Source organism: Nitrospira sp., assembly GCA_024998565.1.
Lineage (GTDB): Bacteria > Nitrospirota > Nitrospiria > Nitrospirales > Nitrospiraceae > Nitrospira_A.
Window position 1 is genome coordinate 556,863 of sequence record JACOEM010000002.1, and the last position, 24,348, is coordinate 581,210.

Sequence of the window (24,348 nt, forward strand, 5' to 3'; positions counted from 1 at the left end):
CGATTCATCCAATAAGTCTGTTCTCATGAGCATCATTATCGGCTGCGACAGTTTCTTGGCCTTGCGCAACGTACGGACCGGCGAGCTCGGACGCTGGCTGGCCGGAACGAAGATACAGGTCTGGGTGGATCCGAACAAGCTGCCTGGTTCCCTGGCCGCTCAGCCGGAAGGGATGTGCATAGAGGCTCTTGAAGAATTCGAAGTTCGACATGACCCCGCATTGGACCGGTTGCATTCTGCGGTGGGGTTCGCACGGAAGTGTCATCAGGATCCGTCCACGATGTGGGCCGACTTCCTGTTCAGTTGTTATCGTCACAACGACACAAAACCGTTGCGCCGGGCCGCCAGCATCAGCCGGGCGGCCGGTAGGTTTGGACGGTTCTGGTTGGCAGGACGATGCGGTTTGGCTGATCGGTGGCGTGCGGAGTTCGCCCAAACCCTGCGCAGGCATCCGATCACCGAGGTCTACCGGCAACGTCTGCGGCAGGCAGGCGCCAGCGTCGTCGCGAGTTTTTCGCCCGAGGGGGCGCGGGAGATGGCCCTGATCGAGGCTGCCAACTCTCTCGGTCTTCCCACTCTCGTCATGATCCGCTCCCGCGACAATCTGCAACACAAAATTCCTTATCTCCCGTTCGCCGATCTTTATCTGGTGTGGTCCCAGGTCGCGCGAGACTGTTTGTTGACCATGTACCCGGAAACTTCCCCTGAGCAGGTCCACGTGACGGGCGCGCCGCAATTCGACCATCATCTCGATCCATCGTTTCGCCTGACCAGGGAGGAGGTATTTTCTCTGATCGGACTTGATCCAAACCGGCCTCTCATTCTTTATACCATGGCCACGCCCACGGTGATTCCTCATGAGGTTGCGATTGCTCAGCACCTGGCCGATGCCGCACATGCAGGCCGGTTTGCACAGGGGGCGCAGTTGCTCGTCCGCGGCCATCCCAGAATGTTCGGGTCAAACCTCAAGCTCCTGGAGAGAGAATACCCCGAGGCTCGCAGCTATCCACGTCCTACTCAGGTGGAATATGGGGGGGGGGAGCATGAAGCCCATCTCGTGCGGCATATTCTCGACGAGGAAAGAATGCATCTCTCTCTCCTGGCGAATCAGGACGTGCAAGTGAACGTCTGTGGAACCATGACCATCGACTCGGCCATTTTCGACAAGCCGACGGTCAATGTGTACTACGATCAGCTTCCAGGCATCCCGGCGGCGCTGTCGGTTCGACGCTTCTACAAACGCTCTGATACAAAACAGATGATGTCCTATGGCAGCTCACAGTTGGCCGATGATGGAGATCACTGTATCGACCTGATCAATCGGTACCTGGAGAATCCATCTTTGGAGTCCGAGGGGCGCCGTCGCGCCCGTGTCGAAGATTGCGGCCCACTGGACGGTCAGGCCGGTAGGCGCACGGCGGAATTCCTCAAAGAGCTGAGCAAGCACCACATGCTTCCTACACGAAGAAATGATTACAGCACAGAATCTCGATCAACGGTATCTTGAGTTTGCGGCGAACACGCGTCGGGTCTTCGAGCGGTTTCCCCAACTCGAGCCCTTGCGCCACTTTATCTTCCGGGAGTTACTGGTTCAGCCCAGACCCTTTGGGTGGCGGGAGTCCGCGAAGCAGTGGCTCCGGCCTCTCATTCGTCGTGGGCGTACAACGGGCGTCCTTCGTCCGTGCGACATTTTGATCTGGATTGAGGGAACTCGTGAAGTGATTCGTGAATCGTTGTTGCCCGTGTTTCATGAGCTCACCTCACGCGGCGAGAACGTCCGGCTTGTCTCGATGAATGGTCCCGCTGATCTGCCTTCTTCTTCCGTAACCCTTCGGTTCCCGAGTGTGTTCTTCCTTCCCGATTGGACGAAACAGGCCTGGGGGGCGCTCTGTCAGGCAGAAAAGAATCTGGCGAAACCGACGCTGACCCGCTCGTTCTTCAACGCCTGCGCCGATGTACAGGGTCTCTTGAACGAAGTAGATCAGATTCTTGACGCCACCAAACCTCGTGTGGTCGTCACGGCCTCCACGCAACTGATTGGCGGAGCCGCACTGTTGGTCTCCGCACAGGCCAAACAGATGCGTACAGTTCTGTTGCAACATGGTGTGCTGCAGCCTTTCTATATTCCGATGCTGGCCGATCGGATGTGCACCTGGGGACGGTCCTCCAGTGAAACCCTCACCAGCTTGGGCACGGATTACCGACGGTTGGAGGCACTCGGGAGCCCGAGACACGATGCTATGCGACCGGCCCCCGGCGGCCAGGCAAAGCGGGAGCTGCTCAGGAGTCTGTCGCTTGAAGACAGGCCAACCATTACCTTCTTCTCTAACGGCAACGATTTGTCTCGGAATGGATCGGCTCCCGGCGAATGCGTGCGATGGCTCGAGGCTGCAGCGGAACGATATCGGGATCGGATCAACATCATCGTACGTCTCCATCCCAACGAGGACGGATCGCTTTATCGCCCGACTTCGCATCTGGTGGTCACAAAAGATTGTCCTGAATTTGCGCTCCTCTTGGACGGCAGCGATTGTGTGGCGTCTCTGTGTTCTACTGCCATGCTGGATGCCTTGCTGTATCACAAGCCGGTCTGGCACTTTCACGCCGATGGTTGGCCGGAGTTGGCAACGAATTGGCAAGAGGGCCTGGCTCAACGAATCGGTTCAGCGAACCAGCTTTGTGCCATGATCGAGCAGGTGCTCCAGGGGAAGGCACTGCAGGACCGCTCACACCATCTGGCAGAAACAGTCTTTGTGAATCACGGACGAGCGACACAGGCGGTCGCCGATTTCCTCGTGGCCCAGGCTGATATCTGCGCGGCGATGTGACTGAGTGAGTTGATGACTCGTCAAAGCGACTTCCGATGAATCAGGGATTGATCAGAGTCATACGGGGTCCGTACACGACGTTCCGGTTGTTCCTGGACCGCATCTGTATTCCCGTCTGGCTTCGCTGGCTTGGGGTGACCTGTGGCCAGGGATGCTCCTTCATCGGGCGGCCGATCATCACTTTGGCCCCGGGTGGAACCATTGCGCTGGGAGAGGGTGTGCGTGTCTTCAGCCGTGTGAATAGCAATCCGGCCGGACTGCCTCATCCGACGATTCTCGCTGCACTGACGCCGGAGAGTGTGATTGCCATCGGGAAAGAAACCGCCATATCCGGAGCGTCAATCGCCGCACGAGTGAAGGTCACGATCGGCCGTCACGTTATGATCGGGGCGGGTGCCTGTATCTGGGATACCGATTTCCATCCCGTCGATCCCTACCAGCGGCATCAACACCCGACGCGTGCGGCACGGTGCGCCCCGGTCATGATCCACGATGACGTGTTTATCGGCGCGCGTGCGATGATTTTAAAGGGTGTGACCGTGGGGTTGGGGGCGGTCATCGGCGCAGGCGCAGTGGTCACCAAAGACGTCGGAGCCTGGCAGATCGTGGCAGGCAATCCGGCCGTGGTCGTAGGTTCATCGCTTTCTAAGAATGAAGGGGTAAGGGAAGATTCATGAAGATCGTTGTAACCGGCTCAAGCGGGCTCATTGGTTCGGAGGTGGTGGGGTACTTTGACGCCTTGGGATGGGCCGTCCATGGCGTGGACAACAATATGCGGGCCGAGTTTTTCGGACCGGGAGGAGACACCAGATGGAACCAGACGCGCCTCGAGACACAGTGCCGAAACTTCCGCCACCATGAACTCGATATCCGTGATCGCGCCGGCGTGCTTTCCTTCATTGATGAACTTCGACCAGACGCGATCGTGCATGCCGCGGCCCAACCGAGTCATGACCTCGCTGCCTCCCGGCCCTTCGACGATTTCGATGTCAACGCGGTCGGCACGCTCAATCTTCTTGAGGCAGTGCGGCGCTATGCGCCGTCCGCCGTCTTCGTATACATGTCGACCAACAAGGTTTACGGCGACGCGCCGAACGGTCTGCCGCTGGTGGAACTCTTGTCGCGTTGGGAGTACGCCGAAGCAGGGGATCGTGGTGGCATCCGCGAAGATATGCGGATCGATCAATCCAAACACTCTCTCTTTGGCGCGTCGAAGGTGGCGGCTGACGTGATGGTGCAAGAGTACGGACGATACTTCGGATTATCCAGCTGCTGCTTGCGGGGCGGTTGCCTGACCGGCCCGAACCATTCGGGAGTAGAGCTGCACGGTTTTCTCAGTTACCTGGTGAAGGTCAACCTGACCGGCAGCCTATACCGGATCTATGGGTATAAAGGCAAACAGGTCCGGGACAACATTCATTCGTACGATGTGACGCGGTTCATCCATCACTTCATAGAGAAGCCCCGGTGCGGCGAGGTGTACAACCTGGGTGGCGGGCGGAACAACTCTTGTTCGATCCTAGAGGCGTTCGAGATGGTCGAACAGATCACGGGGAAATCCATGACCTATGAATACATCGACAGGAACCGGGAAGGAGACCACATCTGCTACATCTCGGACCTATCCAAGATTCAAACGCACTACCCATCTTGGGCCCTCACGATGAAATTACCGACGATTCTGGAAGAAATCTGTTCCTCCTGGGAACAACGACTGGATACCGGCCTTTCTGTGCCCTTACTTTCCGAGAGATGACCGTATCCTGTCTGTATGGAACAGTTTGACTCTCTTTCTGGTTCAGGGGAGGCCATATGAACGCCCAGGACACGACGTACGTCAACAATGAGGCCGCATCGAGAAGTGGTGAGCAGATCGACTTCTCGTTCGGGAAAAATTGGCTGGCTTACGTCTCGGGACTCGAGGAACGACACATTGCTGCAGCCCAACGTTCGTTTGTCGAATCCACTGGACTGACAAGCCTCGCCGGGTACAGCTTTCTCGATGCCGGGTGCGGCAGCGGACTATCCAGTCTCGTGGCTTCCCGTCTCAACGCGGAGAAGGTCGTCTCGTTCGATATTGACCCCAATTCCGTGGCATGCACCGAACAACTGCGATCGCGATTCGCGCGGGATGCCGGCAGATGGGAAGTCCATACGCACTCCCTGCTCGACCGCGACCTGTCATTGAAGATCGCGCCGGCGAATATTGTCTGTTGTTGGGGAGTCGCACATCACACGGGAGGCATGTGGGAAGCCATTGATCATGTCGCAGGATGCGTCGCCGAAGGTGGCATGCTACTTCTGGCGATCTATAATCGCACGAAACATTCCGGCACATGGCTGACCATCAAGCGCATCTATAACTGGGCACCGGCACCTATTAAAAGATTGTTGCTCCTTGGGTTTCATGCCAAGACCTTTACCAGTCTGATGTTGCACGGCCAGAACCCGCTTCGATTTCTGGACCAATATGTCAAGAACCGCGGTATGAGCTATTTTCGTGATGTTGAAGATTGGCTGGGCGGCCTACCGTATGAGTATGCTTCGGTCGATGAAGTGACCGCGTTCCTGGCTCCAAAGGGCTTCAATCTGGTACGGGTCAACCACGCTGCCTCCCACGGCTGCAATGAATTTGTGTTTCAGAAACCAAGACCTCAGGAGCGGAGGTAAGCGGAGATGGGCAAGGTGCTGCTTATCTCGTGGGGGGTTCCTCCGGAGACAACAGGGTCGTCCATCATAGTCGGCAATTTGGCGAAGCAGTTTGCGCGAGATGAGATGGTTGTCGCGGGGGAGAAGCCTTCCGAACGGCCCTCGGTGTTCTGGAAGGAAGAATGGCCTGAAATCGTACATATCACTCAAGGGTGGCCGCCCACGAGACGAGGAGCCAGGTGGTGGCGGCGATTTCAGATCCCCTTCACGCTCTTCCGCTGCTTGTATCTCGCGAAGAAGCATCAATGTGCCAGTCTGCTCGTGGTGTACCCGAGCGAAGAGTTTCTCCTAGTAGGGTATCTCACGGCCAAACTAACCAAGGCCAGGCTCTATCCCTATCTACACAACACGTTTTTGGATCAATATGACCGAACCCGTTCTCGGTACCGCCTTGCGAAATGGTTGCAGTCACGAGTTTTTGAAGAAGCGGCTCATATCTTCGTGATGAGTGAAGGCATGGTCGAACTGTATCGTGAACGGTACCCGAAGGTGCGTTGCTCAGCTTTGCTTCATTCGTTTAATGAGGACATTCCTGAGTTTGTTCCGCCGCCTGAGCCGGCCACACCTGTTCGCTTCGTCATATCCGGCAACATCAATGCCTCTTGTGCCGACGCGGCGACGCGTGTCTCAGCCGCCATAGCACAGATCGACAGTCGGTTGACGCTTTTATCTGGTACTCCAAAAGGCTATCTCAAAGAACTCGGGATTCTCCGCGACGGAGTTCACTACGAAACCGTGTCACGGGACCTTCTCCTCAGCCGTTTGAGTGAGGCGGATATCGTGATGCTCGTTCACGGTTTCACAGGCACCATGTCGAAAGAGGAGTACAGCACGATTTTCCCCACGAAGACGATTGAGTACCTCATCTGCGGACGTCCGATACTGGCTCATACTCCTCCTAACAGCTATCTGACGCGGTTTCTGCGCAGGCATCAATGTGCGCTGGTTGTCGATACCGCCGACGAAGAGGCCATTCTCACTGCCGTTCGACGCCTGCGCGATGACGCTGACTTGCGCGCATCTCTGGTTCGGAACGCCCTGCAGACTGCGAAGCTGTTCCGTGCTCCGGTGGTGGCAGCTGGCCTCCGCACCATTCTTGAGAAAAACGACAGAGGGCTTTTCCAGTGACCGCCACGATACAGCCCGTAGTCTGGAGAAACGCCGGAATCGGCGTCCCCACGACCGGCCTTGAAAAGTGCCTGATCCTGCTAACCATTGTCGCCTTGCCGACCGAAAACCATTTCCTGTTCATTCCCGGGTTCAGCCTTCAATTTATTCTGTTCGGGGTCATTGCCGCCTATGTTGGGTTGAATCGATTCCCCGAACTCCTGAGGACGGTCGGGCACCCGGCATTGATAGCTGCCTACCTCTTCCTCATTGTCGGTTTCCTGCTGGAATGGACTCACGATTATGCGAGTTACCACGAATTAACCCGGGTCATTCAGATGGTCATCGGGGCGATCCTGCTGGCATCCCTCTGCAGAGATCTTCCGGCCCTCAGGATGGCCTGTTATGGGTATCTGGCGGCTGGATTGTGGTTGTCGATCCTTTTGTTTTTGACCTCCTATGGAACCCTCAACGCAGCGACCGCTTCCGATTTCCAGCAGGCCTCTCAACTCCGCGCTATGGCGTTCGAAGATAACCCGCTGCAAGCCAATTTAAATAACATGGCCTTCGGCGCAGCGCAGGCGGCAGTTGTCGCACTGTCCTGGGGATTGGTCACACGCAGCATAATTCCGAGGGGATTCTTCATCGCGGCGGGCGTGTTGTGCATGATTGGTGCGTTCTTACCTCTTTCCAGAAGCGGTGTCGTGATCGCCATCGCTTCCTGCGCGACGGTGATGTATGCCTTCGGCCTCCGGCATGGGAAGGGAATTCTCATCGCCATCCTCCTGTTGGGGGCAGTTCTGATGTGGGTCCCCCAGGCCGTCTGGTCTCGCATGTCCTTCACCTTTGAGCAACACGAAGGTAAGACCGAAGGCCGCGCACGCGTGTATGGGGTGGCTATCGATCGGTTTCCTGACTACTTTCTTACAGGGGTTGGTGCAGGCAATTTCTACTCGCATTGGGGGCAACGAACCGAACTCGTCAGTGACAGTGGTCGTGTGAGCGGGGTGCACAACTGTTTCATGCAGGTCACGATCTACTGGGGCATCTTGGGAGTGACGGCGTTCATTTTGGTCTTCTGGCAGGCTTATCGCTGCTTGCCCCGCCATTCCAATCGAGAAGCGGCTGCCTTGGCCCTCGTTGGGATCGGCGTCTCCATCATGCTGTTTTCCATGGTGAGCCATAACATTTATGCAAAGGAATTTACGCTGGCCTTCGGATTGCTGGTCGGCGCTCATACCTGGATATGGCCGCAAGGCATCGTCTACCCACTATCCGGCATGAGACAACAAACTTCTGGCTAGCGAACCTCATAAAGATCCGATTGCCTTTCCGTCGTTTGTAACGGGCAGGCGCGCATGGCACATTCGTCGTCTCCTTCCACGCCTGTCCGAGTCGCACACTCATTAAGCCGGTTTCATGCAACCTCGAATCCTTTACCTCATAGGTCAGCTACGGCTGGGCGGATACGAGCGGCAACTCTATTATCTGCTCCAGGCCATTGATCGTCAGCGGTACAGGCCTGCCGTGGCGGTGTGGAATGCCGCGCAGGGCACCGCTTTTGCGGAAAAAATCAAGGCCCTGGGGGTCCCCCTCTATACATTTTCGGAGCACCTTGCCGTCCACGAAAAAATGATGGCGCTGCGCCGGTTGGTGAAGGCACTCGCTCCGGAAGTCGTACATTCGTACAGCTTCTATACGAATTTTCCAGCCTGGTGGTGCACCCTCGGCACCGATATGATTTCCATCGGATCCATCCGAAACAATTTTCTGAGTGATCGCCAGCAAGCCGGCAATATCTTGGGACGCTTGAGCGCGCGCTGGCCATCGATTCAGATCTGTAACAGTCTTGCGGCCAAGCAAGCGGTCGCTGAGGCGGCGGGTCCGTTCAAACCTTCACGATTGAGTGTGGTGCCTAACGGACTGGATATTGAGAACTTCAAAGCGATATCAGATCTTCCTCGGAGACCGCAATTGCTTGCTATAGGCAGACTCTATCCCCAAAAACGTTGGGACCGGCTCGTGGCCGCCGTTGCCGAGGTTCACAACAGAGGGCTCTCTTTCCGTGTTTGCCATGCCGGTGAAGGGCCGTTGCGTCAGGCGTTGGAAGATCAAGCCAGGCGCTTGGGGGTTCATCACTTGATCGAATTTTTGGGCGTCCGGCAAGACATTCCGAACTTGTTGGCGCAGTCGACCTTCCTGGTCCACACGGCTGATGAAGAGGGATGCCCGAATGTCGTCATGGAAGCGATGGCCTGCGCCCGCGCCGTCGTCGCCACCGATGCAGGCCATTGTCCGGCCCTCGTAGAGCATGGAAAGACAGGATTTGTCGTCAAGAGGGGAGACGATCGCAATCTCGCAGACTGCATTGCGAGATTGGTCGAACATCCTGATTTGGCCATCAGCATGGGACAGGCCGGACGTGTGAAGATTGAACAAGAGTTCGGGCTCAACCAACTGGTCGATCGTACGGTCCGCACATACGCAGAGGCCGGTTGGAAAGGCTAGACCAGACCTAGCCCATGGCTACAGGCCCCTATCGTAGAACCCCGAAACGATCAAGCTAAGGAACGATCGAAGATGTGTGGAATTGCCGGATGGTTAGGGTCCGTTACCGATGGGCAGCAGTCTGCCACGCGGATGGCGCGGGCGTTGAGGCACCGCGGACCGGACAGTCAGGGGATTCGATCCTGGCCGGAAGCGACGCTCGTCCATACGCGACTCAGCATCATCGATTTGTCTCCGACCGGCGCCCAGCCGATTGCGAATCAAGACGAAACGGTGTGGGCCGTCTTCAACGGCGAAATCTACAATCATCGTGAGCTTCGCCGCGAGCTCGAGTCCCGAGGGCATGTATTCAGAGGGCGGTCGGATTCTGAAGTTCTGCCGCATTTGTACCAGGAAGAAGGTCCGGGGTTCGTCTCCAGGCTGCGCGGGATGTTCTCTCTGGCGATTTTCGATACTCGTGCAAAAACGTTGCTCCTGGCACGGGATCGTTTCGGCATCAAACCACTCTTTTATGCGCAGGCTCCGCACCGGCTGGCCTTCGCCAGCGAGATCAATGCACTCCTCACCTTGCCGGGGGTCGATGACCGGCCTGACCGGCAAGCCCTGTATGATTTCGCCGCCCTCTTATATATTCCTGCGCCGGAAACCTTCTATAGGGGCATTCGCGCGCTCCAGGCGGGGGAAGTGTTGGAGGCGAGGCTGAACCACGACGGAATATCATGGAAAACGCGCACCTTTCATCAGTGGGCCATCGCTCCCGATCCGGCCATCACCGCGACGCAAGCCGTCGACCGCACAGACGCCTTGCTGACGACCGCCGTTCAGCGGCAGATGGAAAGCGACGTGCCGCTCGGCGCGCTGCTCAGCGGAGGTATCGACTCGTCCCTCGTCAGCGCTGCCGCTCAAGAAGCGGCGACCAGATCCCTGCACACCTTCAACGTACGCTTCTCCGAACAGGAGTACGACGAGACCTGGGCTGCAGTGGCGGTCGCACAACATATCGGCAGTGACCATACCACATTGGACATGGATGATGTTCGAGGAACCTGGGAGCATGTCACCGGCCTTCTCCAGCACGCCGGCCAGCCCTTTGCCGACACCTCGCTCTTTGCGGCTCATGCCGTGTGCCGGCTGATGCGACAACATGTGACAGTGGCCCTGTCCGGAGACGGAGGGGATGAAGCATTCGGGGGCTATAACACGTTTTGGCAAATCGCCAGGATCGCGCGATTGCAACTGTTGCCGGCGCCCCTGTTGCATGCGGCATCCCTTCTACTCACGCCCGCGGCCGGATTGGGGCTGGTTCCGCACAGGCTGCTGCACCGGCTGCGAGAGTTCGAGAATGCCGACGATATCTCCGTGATGCAGAATCTCTTTTCCTGGACCCGTGAAGACGAACACCGCCGTCTCTGTCTCGATGAGGGGAAACAGCTGCCCATCCGGCGATTTTTCGAACCGAAGCTGGACATCCGTCTTCCCCGAGGCGCATCTCGCCTGGAGCGATTGTCCGCGGCCACCACAGAAACCAATCTCCGGCTGGTGCTTCCCAACGATTTCCTCTTCAAGGTCGACACGGCCAGTATGAAGGAAAGTTTGGAAATTCGAGTGCCGATGTTGGACGAAGACCTCTTCGCGTTCGGGCTCACACTTCCGCATCGCCTCAAGGTGAGCGGCAGGACAGGCAAGCTGGTCTTGCGTGGCGTGGCCGACCGGCGCCTCCCGCCGGCTGTGGCTCGGAAACCAAAGTGGGGCTTCTCCATTCCCATCGACACCTGGGTCGATGCGTCCTTTAAGACTCGCGTCAGGGAGACACTTCTCGGGCGGACGAGCCGGTTGCCTGAGGTCTTCCGTGCAGAAACCTATCGCCCCATCATTGAAGCCTTCTGTAGCGGTCAACTCCATCCCGACATGTCACGGCAGGGTCTGTACCAAAGGGTCGTCATGCTCCTGTCCGTCCACCTTGCGTTAAGCAGCAAGTCCCATCCAACAGCGCTCGACTGAACTGCCGCCGCTTGGCCCCCCCACAGCCTGTTTCTCTAGATGCTTCTGAATACGGTCTGGATAAGAAGGAGATCAGGATGGCTTTCGAATTTACGATGGACCCGGTAGCGCGAATTCGCCTGGCCAAGACGGGTTTCGATCCCGCCTCAATCCCTCATGAATACTGTTACTCCTGCGACCTCTGCGGGTGGCAGGTTTTCCGGACCGTCTCACACATTGATCGCTATGGTTTCCCTGCCAGGTATCAAATGTGTGAGGGGTGCGGTCTAGTCTTCCAGAATCCGCGCCCGACTGCCAAGGGATACGCAGAGTTTTATGAAAAATGGTATCGGCCCCTGGTTGCGGCACTCAAAGGACAGCCTCAGGATGAAGAAGCACTATTACCGGACCAGAGAGCCTATGCGGCCAAGCTGGTGAGGTTTCTTCAACCGCATCTGCAGGCTGCAGAGATCTCTTTCAGTGTGGATCTAGGGGGCAGCACTGGATGCGTTGCGAGGGCTGTTCAGGACACGCTCGGTGGAAAGTGCCTGGTCGTAGATCCGTCGCCTTCCGAATTGAGGGGAGCCCGGAAATTAGGATTGGAATGCGAAGAAGGACTGGCCGAGCAGTGGAATCCACAGGACCGAAGATTTGACCTGGCACTCATTTGTCGCTCAGTCGACCATCTCCTTTCAATTTCCAGCGTGTTAGCCAAAGTTGCTCATTGCCTCAAGCCCGGCGGTTTTCTGTTTGTCGATCCCGTAGACTTCGAGAGCTGGGCGAGGACCATGTATGATTACCGTAAGCTCCTCAAGATGGATCACGTCTATTACCTATCCGATGAAACGATGCGACTATACCTCAGAGCCGCAGGCTTTGAGATTGTCGCCAGCGATTTTGGCGACGGCACCCATATCAGCTACCTGACTCGCTGCACAGGGAAAATTCTGAAGCCGGTCCATGAAACAGACTACGCGTACGAAACCGGTCGGATGTTGCGAGCGCGCCTGGTCAAACCGATGCCACCGTCTTACCCGGTGGATCCGCTGACGCGCCTCGTAAGACTTGCGCGGCAATTAATCCTGACTGGGTAGGCTGTGCCTGGTCTCAGTCCTCTCCCTATTAATGCGGGCGTGCTCGCACACATCCCGCCGAACCGATAGAGTTTTTCCCTTAGAGCAAGGGAAAGGGATACGTGCGATGCGTGTTGTTTGCTTGATGTACCACGACATCATTGATCCCAATGCGCTTGAGGGAAGCGGATTTTCCGACAACTTCGGCAATCGATACGCCGTTGAACGAACGGAGTTCCAAGCTCACATGGCTGCCTTGAGCAAGCATTTGCCGGGAGGGCCGTCACTGGTTCCAGATGTCCTCCAGGCCTGGCCCGGGACTCCTTCCGTGATGTTGACCTTCGATGACGGAGGGATGAGCGCCTATACCACGGTCATGGATATATTGGAGCAATACCGATGGAAAGCCCATTTCTTTGTCGTGACGGACTTGATCGGAAAACCCCGGTTCATGACACGAGAGCACATTCGGACATTGAGAAGCAGGGGGCATGTTATCGGTAGCCATTCCTGCTCCCATCCGTCGATGCTGTCCTCGCAAGGTCCCGGCACGATACTCAGAGAGTGGAGCGACAGCGTGAAATACCTCTCGGACATCCTCGGCGAGGAGGTAACCACGGCATCCATTCCAGGCGGCTATTATTCTCAAGAAGTCGCGGAAGCCGCTTCCTTTGCCGGCATTCGCGCCATCTTTACCAGCGAACCCACCGGACGTAGCCACATGGTCGAAAACGCCAGGGTTTTCGGGCGTTATGTGATCCGGCGTGGGACGACCCCTGAACGACAGGCCCGACTTATCCAAGGCCGCTACCTGATCCGAACAAGCGAACATGTGTCCTGGATGATGAGGAAACTCGCCAAGATAGTCGGCGGAAAAAAATACCTTAAGCTGAGAGCACTGGCCGCACAACGTTTACAGAGGTCGCGGGTATTTGCTGGGTAATGTTTTCTTGAGCAACACCGACAAGGTTCCGTCTCACCCCATGCGTGTGTTAATGGTCATCGCGCCAACGCCCGGCACCGATTTGCCGACCGTCTGGGCCAAACGCCAGATCGACTCGCTGAACGCTCTCGGCGTCGTCGTCGACACCTATGTCTTCCACAACCGACGTTCCCTCTTGGGACTGATCAAGGGTGGCCTGGCTCTGCGGCGAAAGGCTCGTAATTTTGATGCCGATCTTGTGCATGTCCATTTTGGAGCGGCCCAAGCGGTTGCAGGAGTGCTCTGTGCGGGTAAGCCTGTGATTCTTTCGTTTTGTGGAAGTGACCTCCTTGGCAACTACGATGAGCAGGGACGCAGAACCTGGTCGGGCATCCTGTCCGGTGTTCTCTCCCGCCTGGGAGCCTTCGGCTGTCGTCGAGCGATCGCAAAGAGCGAGGAACTCAAACAGGCCCTTTGGTTGACGCAATTGCGGCAGAAGTGCGCGGTTATTCCAAACGGGGTCGATCTCGATGTATTTCAGCCCATCGCTCAGGCAACGGCACGCGCGAAGCTCGGGTGGAATCATGAGGATCCAGTGGTCCTGTTCATGGATCGAAAGGGCGCCTGGGTCAAGGACCCGGAGCTTGCGCATGCCGCCTATAGGGAGGCACAAAAGACGGTGCCTTCGCTCAGGATGTACGTCCTGGAACATGAGCCTGCTGAACGTATGCCGCTATTTTTTTGTGCGGCTGATGCGCTGTTACTCACGTCCCGGCATGAAGGATCCAACAACACGGTCAAAGAGGCCCTCGCATGTAATCTCCCGGTCGTCGCCACTGCCTGCGGCGATACGCCGGAGAGATTGCAGGGCGTAGCGTGGTCCTACATCTGCTCGCGCGACGCATGCGAGCTCGGCGAACGACTTGCCGCCATCGCGACCACGCGAGAGAGAAGTAATGGTCGTCAGAATGTTCACGACCTCGCAATCGATCACGTCGCCCTTCGGATAAAAATGCTCTACGAAGAGGCTCTAGTTGGCCGTCAGGACCGTGGAGCGCTGAGGGTGCACTGTGAGTGATTCTCCGTCTCTTCCCCCTCATCCGAGATCCGCTGAGAGGATGCTGAGTCGTAGTCGGTTTCTGTGCGAGAGGCGCTGTTGAATGGCCGACTCACTTGTCCAACGTGCTACACCCATGAACAATGTATCCCCAATCGGTGCTGCATCGACGACCTGTACCCTGGACGGGTATGCTTCGGCGCTGGCGAGGAGCGGAAGACGGCTGCTGCCTGGATTGCCTGGCACTTTCTGGGTCAGGTACGAATCGTACGCCATGATGCGGGTTCCAACTTTTGCGCTGACGCCACCTTCCGGTGATGAGCTGCACGACATCCTGCGACACAGCCGGTCTGCCGTGGCTAGTTATCTGCTTGAACCGGACGAGTCCCACCAGGCAAATGCCTGCCTGTATATTTGCAACAACAGATCCTACTGTCTTGAGAATCTCAGCGTCGCAGGCCGGCGGGATGCCAGACGGGCCGGTAGGAGCCTTCGGATAGAGTTTGTGGATTGGCCGACGGTAATGGCTCACGGCTTCACAGCTTTCAGTGAGACCCGCACTCGCGTGGGACTGCCAGATGGTACGGTCGAGCAGTTCCAGAGTCGATTTCACCAGTTTTCACTCAATCCCTTTCACTGTGCCGTTGGGGCGTGGCAAGACGATTCCCTAGTGGCGTTCATGACTCTGGTCGTCGTTGACGATTGGGTCGAGATCGAAGGCAGCTTCTCAGCCGATAACTCTCGAACCTCGTGCCCGAACGATGGTCTGGCCCACTTCGTTCTCAGTCACTTTCTGATCAAGCGTCGTTTCAATACGGTCAGTTATGGTCTCAGCTCCATTCAGGACGCACAGCAAACAATAGGGCTGCACAGCTATAAGAAGAAAGTCGGCTTCGATGCCAAGCCGGTGCACAGAGCATTTGTCCTGCATCCGCTCCTGCGTCCTTTCGCCAATCCGCTGATATTACGCGGGGCGAGAATGGTCACTAAAATGTTGCCGCAGAATCGAATGATAAAAAAAGCCAGTGGCGTCTTGGTGACGCTGCTGGAGAATAGTCCCACTTCCTTAATGTCGTAGGAAACGGTACCATCCCCGTCGAAGATTCAATCCCACTGCAATCGTACCAATTACAACGATCCGGTCAAAGCTCGATGCCGGGTGTAGTTTCGGAGAGTTCAGGCTCCTGGCTCGTGCCGACGGCTCGGTGCCAAGCGAGGGACCAGCAGCCGCGTCGGTAGCCCAAAGGGGGCAAAGTCCGCTGTGAATGGGTCCGGGGAAAGGCATACTCTGCCGACAAACACTTTGCCGCCATTGATGCATACGGCGACGTTCGGAAAAGCCAACTTGTTACCAGGCGTCCTTTTCGTTGTCAGAAAAAAACTTAACGCATCACGGAGCGTGATGCTCTTCACGCACACCCATCATGATCCGAAACATTCTTGTCCTCACGATACCATCTTGCCTAGCCGTCTTCCTGTTCTTGGAACTCACGGCAACCTTTGTTGTGCCAGCAGCGCAATTTCCGTCCTATTACTACGATCCGACCGACCGCATCCTCAGATTTTCGACGACAGACCTTCGCGACGGTGTTTTCACCATCGGAGCGATGGCCCAACAGCGTGCCCAATGGCATATCAACAATACCGGATGGAACAGCGCGATTGACTTTGAAGAGACTAAGCGGAAACCACGCATCGCAATCATCGGCGATTCGTATGTCGAAGCGCTTCAGGTCAACGTAGAGACTTCTCTTGCCGGCCGGTTAAGAGAGCTTGTCTCCCCGCAGGCGGAGGTGTACGCCTTCGGTATCTCCGGCGCACCCCTTAGTCAGTATCTTCAGATGGCACGTTATGCCCGTAAACACTTTGACCCAGATGTTCTGGTGATCAACGTCGTCCATAACGATTTCGACGAATCGCTCTGTTCGATCAAACGACAGGCAGGCATGCTGTGTCTTGAAGATGAGGGGCAAGAAATACGAGAAGCCGTGATCGATCCTTATCACCCCAATCAGATTCTCCGTATGGCACGGTCAAGCAGCGTGGTCCGTTACGCTGTGACAAACCTGCAGCTCGCCTCCCGGCTACGCGGCTTGTTCTCAGGCATACGAAATAAACCCACCTACAATGCCAACATTGATGTCGAACAGGTGAATGCCCGCAAGGCTCGCATCCAAAGAGCGACGGAGTATGTGCTCCGGACTTTGCAGCGTGAGAACGGTACCAAACCCGTCATCTTCGTTATGGATGCGCCTCGCCGGGACATTTATGCGGGCACTTTGGGAAACAGCACTGTGGTATGGCTGAATCAGCTGCTGAAAACCACGTGCGAGACAGTCGGATTCTACTTCGTCGACTTGACGCATGAATTTTCGAGACATTTCGCGGCGAATCACGTCCATTTCGAATCGGAGTTTGACTGGCACTGGAACGAGACTGGTCATCTCACCGCAGCGGGTGAGCTCCACAGGAAGTTAGATGCGCTCAGGCTGATTCAGCCCAATATATGACGATTGCATCACGCAGGATTAGAACACTCTCGGCTGGCAGGCTTATCCCTTCCAAGAATGGGGGGGCTGTCTGCATGAGGAAAGCGCCAATCGATTGGATGGCCGGCCAAAGAAAAAAGAAGACCGCATGTACAGGATGAAGGAGTTGTTCCGTGGGAAAATGTGGTTAAACCGAGCTGGCCAGATACTGAAGGCTGTATGAGAATGGGGCTCGGCCTCGGAGCCGACGCTCGCGCCAACTCCGAAGCCGAAACTTCATGAACAGTATGGATATTCCCCCGTCGTCGGCAGCCGGTTAGGGCATTCCCGATGAGAGCACTGGCCAGCCGCCAACGGTCAGAGGGTCAGAGATCCAGGCTCCAGTACCGTTTCTCACATCAGACACCACACGGGCGTCCGCTGCATCACGCGGTTTCGCTCCCGAGTTGTTCAGGACCAAGTCGTAAGCCGCTGCCGCTGATACTGTGGACATCTGGGGGTGGGGATACCGTTGCGCCTGTATGGTAATCCCACCGTTATCACCCCAGATGATGCATTTCGGAGGATCGCCAGCATTGCAGTGCCGTCCGATATTGTCTGCCACGTAGATCCCGGATTGCGCCGAGTAGGCGAAACTTCCCATCGTGCGGATCACATTGTAAGTGAGATTAAAGCCGCCATTGTACGCGCGACTAGTTGGCCCATCCTTGTAGTAGTTCCCCACCATGTTGATATGTACCGGCCAATAGTAAGGAACAATCTGCGAGGTGACGCCGCTTGAGTTATAGTCAACATTGTTGACCCAATCAATTTCGCCACCCGTCGCATTCGGAAACCGTAAGAACACATGGGCGCTGAGGGTGCGTAGGACGCTGAGCGTTTCTTTATTGCCGGTTCCGACCAGGATGCCTTTTGAACTACAGTTGCTACACTTGGCCCCTGAGATCAGTCCTTCTGCGATGATGCTGTCTTGGATGGTAATGTTCTTGGCCCCGTTGATGACCCCAATGGAATCATCCGTGGTCCACGAGACGGAGACATGATCCGCAATATGGTCCCAGGTGCCTGACCCATCTTCACGGCTCAGGTAGACAATGCCGTTCGCATTGTACCCTCGTGTGATCCAGCTATAGGGGCCTGGCCTGACCCGCAAGTGTCGGATAATCGTATGATTCGCCCGTACGGCGATGCCTCCATCCTTCAGCGCCATCGGATAGGCCGATCCGTCGATAGTCACGTTGTCATTGCGGATGGTGATGTCGTATCCACCCAAGCTCACCGTGCCGGCAACCATGATGCGGCAGGTCCGCCGTCCGCTCATCACCTGCGCGCAGTCACGCAGGCTGCCGGGTCCGGAGTCGTTCAGGTTCGTGACATCCACGACCACCCCACCACGCCCGCCTTGCGCGCAGCGGCCATACCCTTCAGCGCCTTCAAACGCGAGCGGCGCCCCGTTCGGACAAGGGCCGGAGGTGGTCGAGGGTGTCGGCGATGAGGAAGGCTCCGTTGGAGTCGAGGTTGTTCCACTGCCGGATGTGGGGGTAGTCGATGTCGAGGTCGGTGCAGTGGTGGCAGGAGGGGAGGGCGGAGGAGGGGGGGGCGCGGTCGGCGCGGTCGCTTTTGATGATACCGTGATGGGATTGCTTCTGGCCGCCTCAGTCCAGCCATCCTTCAAAAAATAGCGAAGTTCATAGGTCAAGCCATTTTGGGTAGCGGGAGTTGTCATGGTTATAAAACCACTCGTTCCGCTCGGAACAAATTTTAACTTCAAAGTTGTGGCCCCGTTTGACGGCTGGAAATTCAAGAACAGTCCAATCCAATCCCTGGTTGAGTGATCGCTGGGAGCCTGCCATGAAAATGTAATACTCTCGCCGGGTTTCACGGGTGTTGGTGAGGTTATAACTCTATATCCAGCGATCGAAACGGTCTGGGCCCAGCCAGCGGAAGGGGAGTACAGCGCAAAGAGGAGCGGAACAAGAATGGCTGCTGTTGATATTTTGAAGAACTTCTCCATTGGTGTTCCTTTCTAGGAGACGAACATTAGAATCTTGTTTGTTCCAGCCCTTGGTGTGCTGACACCATTCGACAATATTGTAGATGAGTAATTGCCTAATGCCAGTTACATGCCAGTGGCATTATCAAGTGTTTTCACTACTTAGCGTGAACGCGGCAAGAGAGAACTGTATGGAATTCCTCTCAGGGAACACTATGACGTGGGTAAAGCGTTGTCATCATGAGGTTTCCTGGCCGGCGAAATATGTACACGTAAGAGCCTGAGGTATTCCTCAAACTTACGTTCAAGCGAAACTACACTGCGGCTGGCGCTACTCGAAACACCAGTTGGTATCTTAGCGGAGTGGGAGCATGACCACGTTGCGAGTCATTTTTTATTCATATGCCACCTGAGAAGTCAACCAAAAATTTTCCGATAGAGGTGTCAGTAATCGTCCCTTGCCGAAACGAGGAGGATACGATCGCCGATTGCGTGAGCTCGATCCTTCAGCAAGAACCGGTGGGGGATGGAATGGAGTTGATCGTCGCAGACGGCCTCTCAACGGACAACACGCGCAATGTCCTGTGGGATATCGCGCACCACGATCCCCGTGTTCGAGTCATCGAGAATCCAGGGCGTATAGTGTCGAGTGGATTGAACGCCGCTCTGGAGACAGCTCGTGGTGCGATCATCATACGCATGGATGCCCACACGCTCTATGCTCCTGACTATATCAGGCAATGCATCGCTGCGCTTCGGGAAACGGGCGCCGAGAACGTCGGAGGTCCGGCGCTGACGAGCGGAGAAGGTTATTTCCAGACGGCCATTTCGGCCGCTTATCACTCACCGTTCGCCGTGGGTGGTGCACGATTTCACAATCCCGATTACGAAGGTTTTGTCGATACCGTTCCCTACGGATGCTGGCCACGCAGGGTTTTCTCGGAGATCGGTCTCTTTGATGAAGAGTTGGTCCGCAATCAGGACGATGAGTTTAATCTTCGGCTCATACGTTCGGGCGGCAAAATCTGGCAATCACCACGCATCAAGAGCTGGTACCGACCGCGAGGATCACTTCGGGATCTGTTTCGACAGTACTGCCAGTATGGATACTGGAAAGTCCGCGTCATCCAAAAGCATCGACTTCCGGCCTCTATCCGGCATGTGATTCCTGGTCTGTCTCTATTGTCCTTGGCGGGGTTGTTTCTTCTCTCCTTGTGGTGGCGTCCCGCAATCTGGGTCTTGGCCACCGTGGTCGCCCTCTATGCCGCCGGCATACTCGGAGCGTCCCTCGTCACGGCTGCTAAGCGCGGCTGGAAACTCCTTCCTGTTCTCCCCGTAGTGTTCGCTACCTACCATGTGAGTTACGGGCTTGGCTTCCTGCGCGGTCTGTGGGATTTCGTAGTCATTCGCAGGGGACCGCAACAATCATTGTCCACACTGTCGCGGGGCCCCGCAGCACGGTAAGTACAGTCCGATACCTAGAGGATGTGGGCAGATGAGTCCTACTTTTGAAAAAATCCACCTGCCGTTTCCAGACTGGGGAAAAATCCTGAACACGTTCGAAGACCGGACGATCTTTCAGTCGCCGGCTTGGCTCGCATTCGTCACCAAGACGCAGAGGGCCGAACCTATTTTTGCCTGCCTCCGTGACGGAACCCGGACGTTGGGCTACTTCAGTGGACTGATCGTGAAACGGTTCGGCCTCAAGATTCTCGGCAGCCCGCTGCCGGGTTGGACGACTTCATACATGGGCATGAATCTCCTGCCGGGCGTCTCGCGGCGTTCCGCACTGGAAGCCCTCCAGCGATTGGCGTTCGAGCGTTTGGGGTGCGTCCACATCGAAATGATGGATCGCAACCTGCGGGTCCAGGATGCCGACGGACTCGACTTTGAGTATCGAGAGTTCGGAGGGTTTGAAATCGACCTGACTCAGACCCTCGAACAGCTCTTCTCCAATATGGCGCCTGCCTGCCGGCGCTGTATCCGGCGAGCGGAAAAGAGCGGGGTCACCATCGAGGAGGCGCAGGATGCTGCCTTTGCCGGGGAGTATTATGCGCAGCTTCAAGAGGTGTTCCAAAAACGATCGTTAGTGCCGACATATGGTGTGGAACGGGTACGGGAATTGATCACCTGCTTGTCGGACACGGGCCAGTTGCTTCTCTTGCGCGCACGTGATCCTCAAGGTCGATGCATCGCCACTGGGATTTTCCCGGCAATGAACACCACCATGTACTTCTGGGGAGGGGCCAGTTGGAGGGAATCGTTGGGCTCTCGACCGAATGAAGCGATTCAATGGTACGCCATGCAGTATTGGAAGGCGAGAGGCATCCGGCGGTATGACATGGGAGGTGGTGGTGAATACAAACGGAAGTTTGGAGGCCGTGAGATCATGGTACCCTGGTTGCGTAAATCAAAGTATCCGGGATTGGCGTCCCTTCGCAACTTGACAAAACAGGTGGTTGGTTGGCGCCAGCGGATTGCCGGTCGGGTGGAGACCATCGCGGATCGACCCCGTTCATCAGCCGAATGGCCTGGATCGGCAGAGACTCAGGAGGATCCAGAAGTCCTCATGACCTTACCGGACAGTCACCGAAGGTTGTGTCATCGGGCTTTGTGCGAGGGTTCCCGTGATCCAAACATATTACATAAGGAGCGCATCATGACGTCGATCGTGCGCATTGTTGCTGTCGCGGCGGTATTCGTTACCGTACTTACGCTCCAAACATCGGGCGCTCAGGCGACACCTATCCTCTTGCCGGCAGTCAAGGCGGTCAATCCAGCGGCTGTGTTGCCCTTTGGGGCGACTACTCACAAAGCAACCTGGAACTGGTGGCCGAACTGGCAACAATTCCGTCAATACTGGAGCCAACGGACGAACTGGAGCTACGACACAAGAAGCGTTGCCCTGCCGGGGACGATCTTGCTCTTCGGCGCCGGCTTCGCCGGCTTGATCGGCTGGCGAAGCCGACATACTCGCCGCCGCAAATCGGTCGCGTATCGGCAGCAAGGGGTAACACCAGGCCGTCCGGCTCTGACTCCACCACCGGACGGCTCCCCCCTCTCCTGACGCACCCAACTATGGCGTTACCGTTTCTTATTCACCGATCATCACAATGAACGTGTCGAAATACTTCGGGCATGAAACCTGGGGTGGGATTCCTCCGCGGCGGTTCTGGCATGGTCGGGAATGGCCATTTCGGTGGCCCATCGTCACGGCGGCCATCGGCCTCGCGTGGACCATCGTTCTATATGTGTGTTGGCCGACGGTTCAAACCCTGATTGATGCCTGGACAGCATCGAGGACATTTACGCATGGCTTCTTGATATTGCCCGCCACGATCTATCTTCTCTGGGTGTATCGTGAACGTCTGATAGGGATTTTGCCGGCTCGCAGCGCGCTCGGGGCAAGCATTTTTACCCTCCTGGCCTGGAGCTGGTGGGAGGGATACATCAATGAAGATGTGTTTTGGCAGCAGGTTTCCCTGGTCGCCATGCTCCCGGCGCTCCTCTGGACCCTGTGCGGCACCGCTATCTTTCGCATTCTGTGTTTCCCTCTTGGACTGTTGGTCTTTGCCTTGCCGATAGGGACAGCGGTCGAGGGATGGTTACAGGACTTCACGACCGCGTTTCTGGAGGTGACGTTGAATGCCGTTGGAGTTCCCTTACTCCGCGAGGGGTACTTCATCAGCATCCCTTCGGGCCGGTGGGAGGTGGCAACGGATTGCGCCGGGCTGCGATATGTGATCCCGGGACTTGCATTGGGGTACATGTATGCGGCGATGGTGTATCGCCAGGCGCTGCGGCGTGTGGCGTTCCTCATTCTGTGCGGCGTGCTCTTGATTCTGGCCAACGGAGTCAGGGCCTTCAGCATCATTTTCTTCGACTTTGTGGGACTGGCTGAAGGCACGGATCACCGGGTGTTCAGCTATCTCGTGTATGGGATCACAATCGTGTTTCTGGGGTGGATAGGGACGATCTGGGCTGAGGAGGCAACGGAGGATACGATTGCCGGAGGATCGTCCCAGGTTGATTCAGCGTGAATTGTTCGCAGGGATCGAAACAAAAGTGGTTCCTATACGCGACATGGGAGGTTCGGCGTTGAGCCAGGCGTGACGCAGAGCATTGTCCCGGTCGAGTCGCTGGTTGATTGATCTCGGAGTATGACAGGGCGGAGGAGGAGTGCTGTTTGGGGTCTATCTCACATACCTGCTCTTCTTTGCGTTGACGCCGTTTACGTTTCATATTCATTCGTCGGAACCACTTCTCACTCAGGTCCGGAACACGTTCGAGGGATTCGAAGGTTTATCGAGTGCGACGCTGTGGGACGTTTGGACCAACCTCCTTTTGTTCGTGCCATTCGGTTTCTTGTTTCCGTCGCTGCCTGTCGTCGCCACGCGGCCGTTGGCGACGAGGTTGCTGCTAGGCACCTCGTCGGCATGCCTGATGAGTGCGGGGATTGAATGCTTGCAGGTGCTGCTTCCCAGACATCCATCGATCAGTGACATTGTTTTAAATATCCTGGGGGCATTCGTCGGAGGGGTCGGCTACGTAGTTCACCGTTTGAGTCGCGCGCCTCGGCAAACCGATCGTCACGCTTTCAGATCTGGAACGTCGTCGGTGCTTCCGCTTGTAAGTTACGCCTTGGCCTTGGGCCTTCTGTTTGGCGTCCCGTTTCCCCTCGCCAAGGATTTTTCCGAGTGGACCTCTGAATTCGATCTCTACCTCGGAAGCCAAGATGTTACAGAAAGGTCCTGGAGTGGTGAGATTTACCTCATTTCTCTCTACAACCGTGTGCTTCACCAAGCGGAGGTCAGAACGAATTTCTCTGCCGGTCCACATCGGGGATCAGGCTTGCCGCGGGTCGAGGAGGGGCAGCGTTTCAGCTATGATTTTTCTCGCACCGTTCGCGCTTCCGGAACCGGCATCGACGGTCCCGCAGTGCCGATCCACCTTGGGATCGAGGATTCGTCGAGGATCGAGTGGCTGACTCCGAACGGTCTGGCGGTTCGAGATACCCGTGTGAGTCTCTTCTCGCGGCCCGTCGCGAGTCCTTCCGCAGGCCGATTTTTTGCCCACCGTCGTTTTTCTGTAGAGGCCTGGGTTGTGCCTTTCGATCGGCAGGACTGGGGGACTGCACGTCTTGTCTCCTACTCGACCAACCCTGAGCGCGGGGCCTTCGCGCTTACGGAGTGGAAACAGGAGGTTACCCTGTCCTTGGGACCCTTTCATGAAGGGGGGGGCTGGACCGTCCCGGTGGCAGGCTCCATGAACCAGGTATTGGGAACAGTCCCGCGGCACGTTGTGGTCAGCTACGATGATGGCTTGGAAACATCGTACGTGAATGGGATCGAAGTTGAACGTAGGTGGCAACGCTTCAAGAATGCCTCGATCGACAGGCTCATTGGCTTCCTCGGACAGCCGTTTGCATGGCCCTTGTACTCCGCTCTCATGTTCCCGCTGGGGTACCTCACGTTTCGAGCGAACGTGCGGCATCGGGGGATGATCCATTCGCGGTGGGTGTCATGTGCCGTTCCCGTAGTAAGCCTTACGTTTCTTCAAAGCGTTCGCAGTCTGGCCCTCAATGCTCCGATTGAACCCTCTCTTCTTCTCGTGGGAGCAGGTACCGTTTTGGCTTCAATGGTAATCGCGCCCCATCTGGCCGATCACCTCAACCCTCGCTGA

The 24,348-nt window shown here is 56.5% G+C and carries 19 protein-coding genes; 18 read left to right on the forward strand and 1 reads right to left on the reverse strand.

The features are described from left to right. Positions 1 to 25: 25 nt before the first annotated feature. The 14 genes from H8K11_06255 to H8K11_06320 all read left to right on the forward strand — a co-directional run bounded on the left by H8K11_06255 (position 26) and on the right by H8K11_06320 (position 16,694). Positions 26 to 1,507 (forward strand): hypothetical protein, encoded by a 1,482-nt coding sequence (locus H8K11_06255; GenBank protein ID MCS6263344.1) that lies wholly within the window; start codon positions 26 to 28, stop codon positions 1,505 to 1,507. Then, positions 1,470 to 2,828, forward strand: a complete 1,359-nt coding sequence (locus H8K11_06260) for a hypothetical protein (GenBank protein ID MCS6263345.1) — start codon at positions 1,470 to 1,472, stop codon at positions 2,826 to 2,828. Before H8K11_06255 ends, H8K11_06260 begins: the two co-directional genes overlap by 38 nt. Before the next feature lie 35 nt (positions 2,829 to 2,863). After that, positions 2,864 to 3,505 (forward strand): acyltransferase, encoded by a 642-nt coding sequence (locus tag H8K11_06265; protein ID MCS6263346.1) that lies wholly within the window; start codon positions 2,864 to 2,866, stop codon positions 3,503 to 3,505. After that, positions 3,502 to 4,584, forward strand: a complete 1,083-nt coding sequence (locus H8K11_06270) for an NAD-dependent epimerase/dehydratase family protein (GenBank protein MCS6263347.1) — start codon at positions 3,502 to 3,504, stop codon at positions 4,582 to 4,584. The genes H8K11_06265 and H8K11_06270 overlap by 4 nt, the downstream gene beginning before the upstream one ends. Before the next feature lie 56 nt (positions 4,585 to 4,640). After that, on the forward strand, positions 4,641 to 5,498 hold the full coding sequence (locus H8K11_06275) for a class I SAM-dependent methyltransferase (protein MCS6263348.1): 858 nt from the start codon (positions 4,641 to 4,643) through the stop codon (positions 5,496 to 5,498). A 6-nt stretch (positions 5,499 to 5,504) separates the two neighbouring features. After that, on the forward strand, positions 5,505 to 6,665 hold the full coding sequence (locus tag H8K11_06280; protein ID MCS6263349.1) for a hypothetical protein: 1,161 nt from the start codon (positions 5,505 to 5,507) through the stop codon (positions 6,663 to 6,665). Next, on the forward strand, positions 6,662 to 7,948 hold the full coding sequence (locus H8K11_06285) for an O-antigen ligase family protein (GenBank protein MCS6263350.1): 1,287 nt from the start codon (positions 6,662 to 6,664) through the stop codon (positions 7,946 to 7,948). Before H8K11_06280 ends, H8K11_06285 begins: the two co-directional genes overlap by 4 nt. 115 nt (positions 7,949 to 8,063) lie before the next feature. Beyond that, positions 8,064 to 9,152 (forward strand): glycosyltransferase family 4 protein, encoded by a 1,089-nt coding sequence (locus tag H8K11_06290; GenBank protein ID MCS6263351.1) that lies wholly within the window; start codon positions 8,064 to 8,066, stop codon positions 9,150 to 9,152. Positions 9,153 to 9,224: 72 nt separating this feature from the next. Beyond that, positions 9,225 to 11,153 carry an asparagine synthase (glutamine-hydrolyzing) gene (asnB, locus tag H8K11_06295; GenBank protein MCS6263352.1) on the forward strand — a complete coding sequence of 643 codons (1,929 nt, stop codon included), beginning with the start codon at positions 9,225 to 9,227 and terminating at the stop codon, positions 11,151 to 11,153. An 11-nt stretch (positions 11,154 to 11,164) separates the two neighbouring features. Then, the gene (locus tag H8K11_06300; protein MCS6263353.1) at positions 11,165 to 12,226 is read left to right on the forward strand and encodes a class I SAM-dependent methyltransferase; all 1,062 of its coding nucleotides are present in this window, start codon (positions 11,165 to 11,167) and stop codon (positions 12,224 to 12,226) included. Positions 12,227 to 12,332: 106 nt separating this feature from the next. After that, positions 12,333 to 13,148 carry a polysaccharide deacetylase family protein gene (locus H8K11_06305; protein ID MCS6263354.1) on the forward strand — a complete coding sequence of 272 codons (816 nt, stop codon included), beginning with the start codon at positions 12,333 to 12,335 and terminating at the stop codon, positions 13,146 to 13,148. A gap of 40 nt (positions 13,149 to 13,188) precedes the next feature. Next, positions 13,189 to 14,205 (forward strand): glycosyltransferase, encoded by a 1,017-nt coding sequence (locus H8K11_06310; GenBank protein MCS6263355.1) that lies wholly within the window; start codon positions 13,189 to 13,191, stop codon positions 14,203 to 14,205. A gap of 253 nt (positions 14,206 to 14,458) precedes the next feature. Further along, on the forward strand, positions 14,459 to 15,262 hold the full coding sequence (locus H8K11_06315) for a hypothetical protein (GenBank protein MCS6263356.1): 804 nt from the start codon (positions 14,459 to 14,461) through the stop codon (positions 15,260 to 15,262). 346 nt (positions 15,263 to 15,608) lie between these two features. Continuing rightward, complete coding sequence (locus H8K11_06320) at positions 15,609 to 16,694, forward strand: SGNH/GDSL hydrolase family protein (protein MCS6263357.1); 1,086 nt, start codon at positions 15,609 to 15,611, stop codon at positions 16,692 to 16,694. 295 nt (positions 16,695 to 16,989) lie between these two features. Here the strand turns inward: H8K11_06320 and H8K11_06325 are convergent, their stop codons facing one another. Continuing rightward, a complete protein-coding gene (locus tag H8K11_06325) occupies positions 16,990 to 18,399 on the reverse strand; it encodes a hypothetical protein (protein MCS6263358.1) in 1,410 nt (469 codons plus the stop codon). Positions 18,400 to 19,068: 669 nt separating this feature from the next. Here H8K11_06325 and H8K11_06330 point away from each other — a divergent pair. The 4 genes from H8K11_06330 (at position 19,069) to H8K11_06345 (ending at position 24,348) form a co-directional block, all read left to right on the forward strand. After that, positions 19,069 to 20,130: a glycosyltransferase family 2 protein gene (locus H8K11_06330; protein MCS6263359.1), complete on the forward strand. Its 1,062-nt coding sequence runs from the start codon at positions 19,069 to 19,071 to the stop codon at positions 20,128 to 20,130. Positions 20,131 to 20,161: 31 nt separating this feature from the next. After that, positions 20,162 to 21,733: a GNAT family N-acetyltransferase gene (locus H8K11_06335; GenBank protein ID MCS6263360.1), complete on the forward strand. Its 1,572-nt coding sequence runs from the start codon at positions 20,162 to 20,164 to the stop codon at positions 21,731 to 21,733. Between the two features lie 46 nt (positions 21,734 to 21,779). Then, on the forward strand, positions 21,780 to 22,706 hold the full coding sequence (gene xrt / locus H8K11_06340; protein ID MCS6263361.1) for an exosortase: 927 nt from the start codon (positions 21,780 to 21,782) through the stop codon (positions 22,704 to 22,706). Between the two features lie 181 nt (positions 22,707 to 22,887). After that, positions 22,888 to 24,348, forward strand: a complete 1,461-nt coding sequence (locus H8K11_06345; protein ID MCS6263362.1) for a VanZ family protein — start codon at positions 22,888 to 22,890, stop codon at positions 24,346 to 24,348.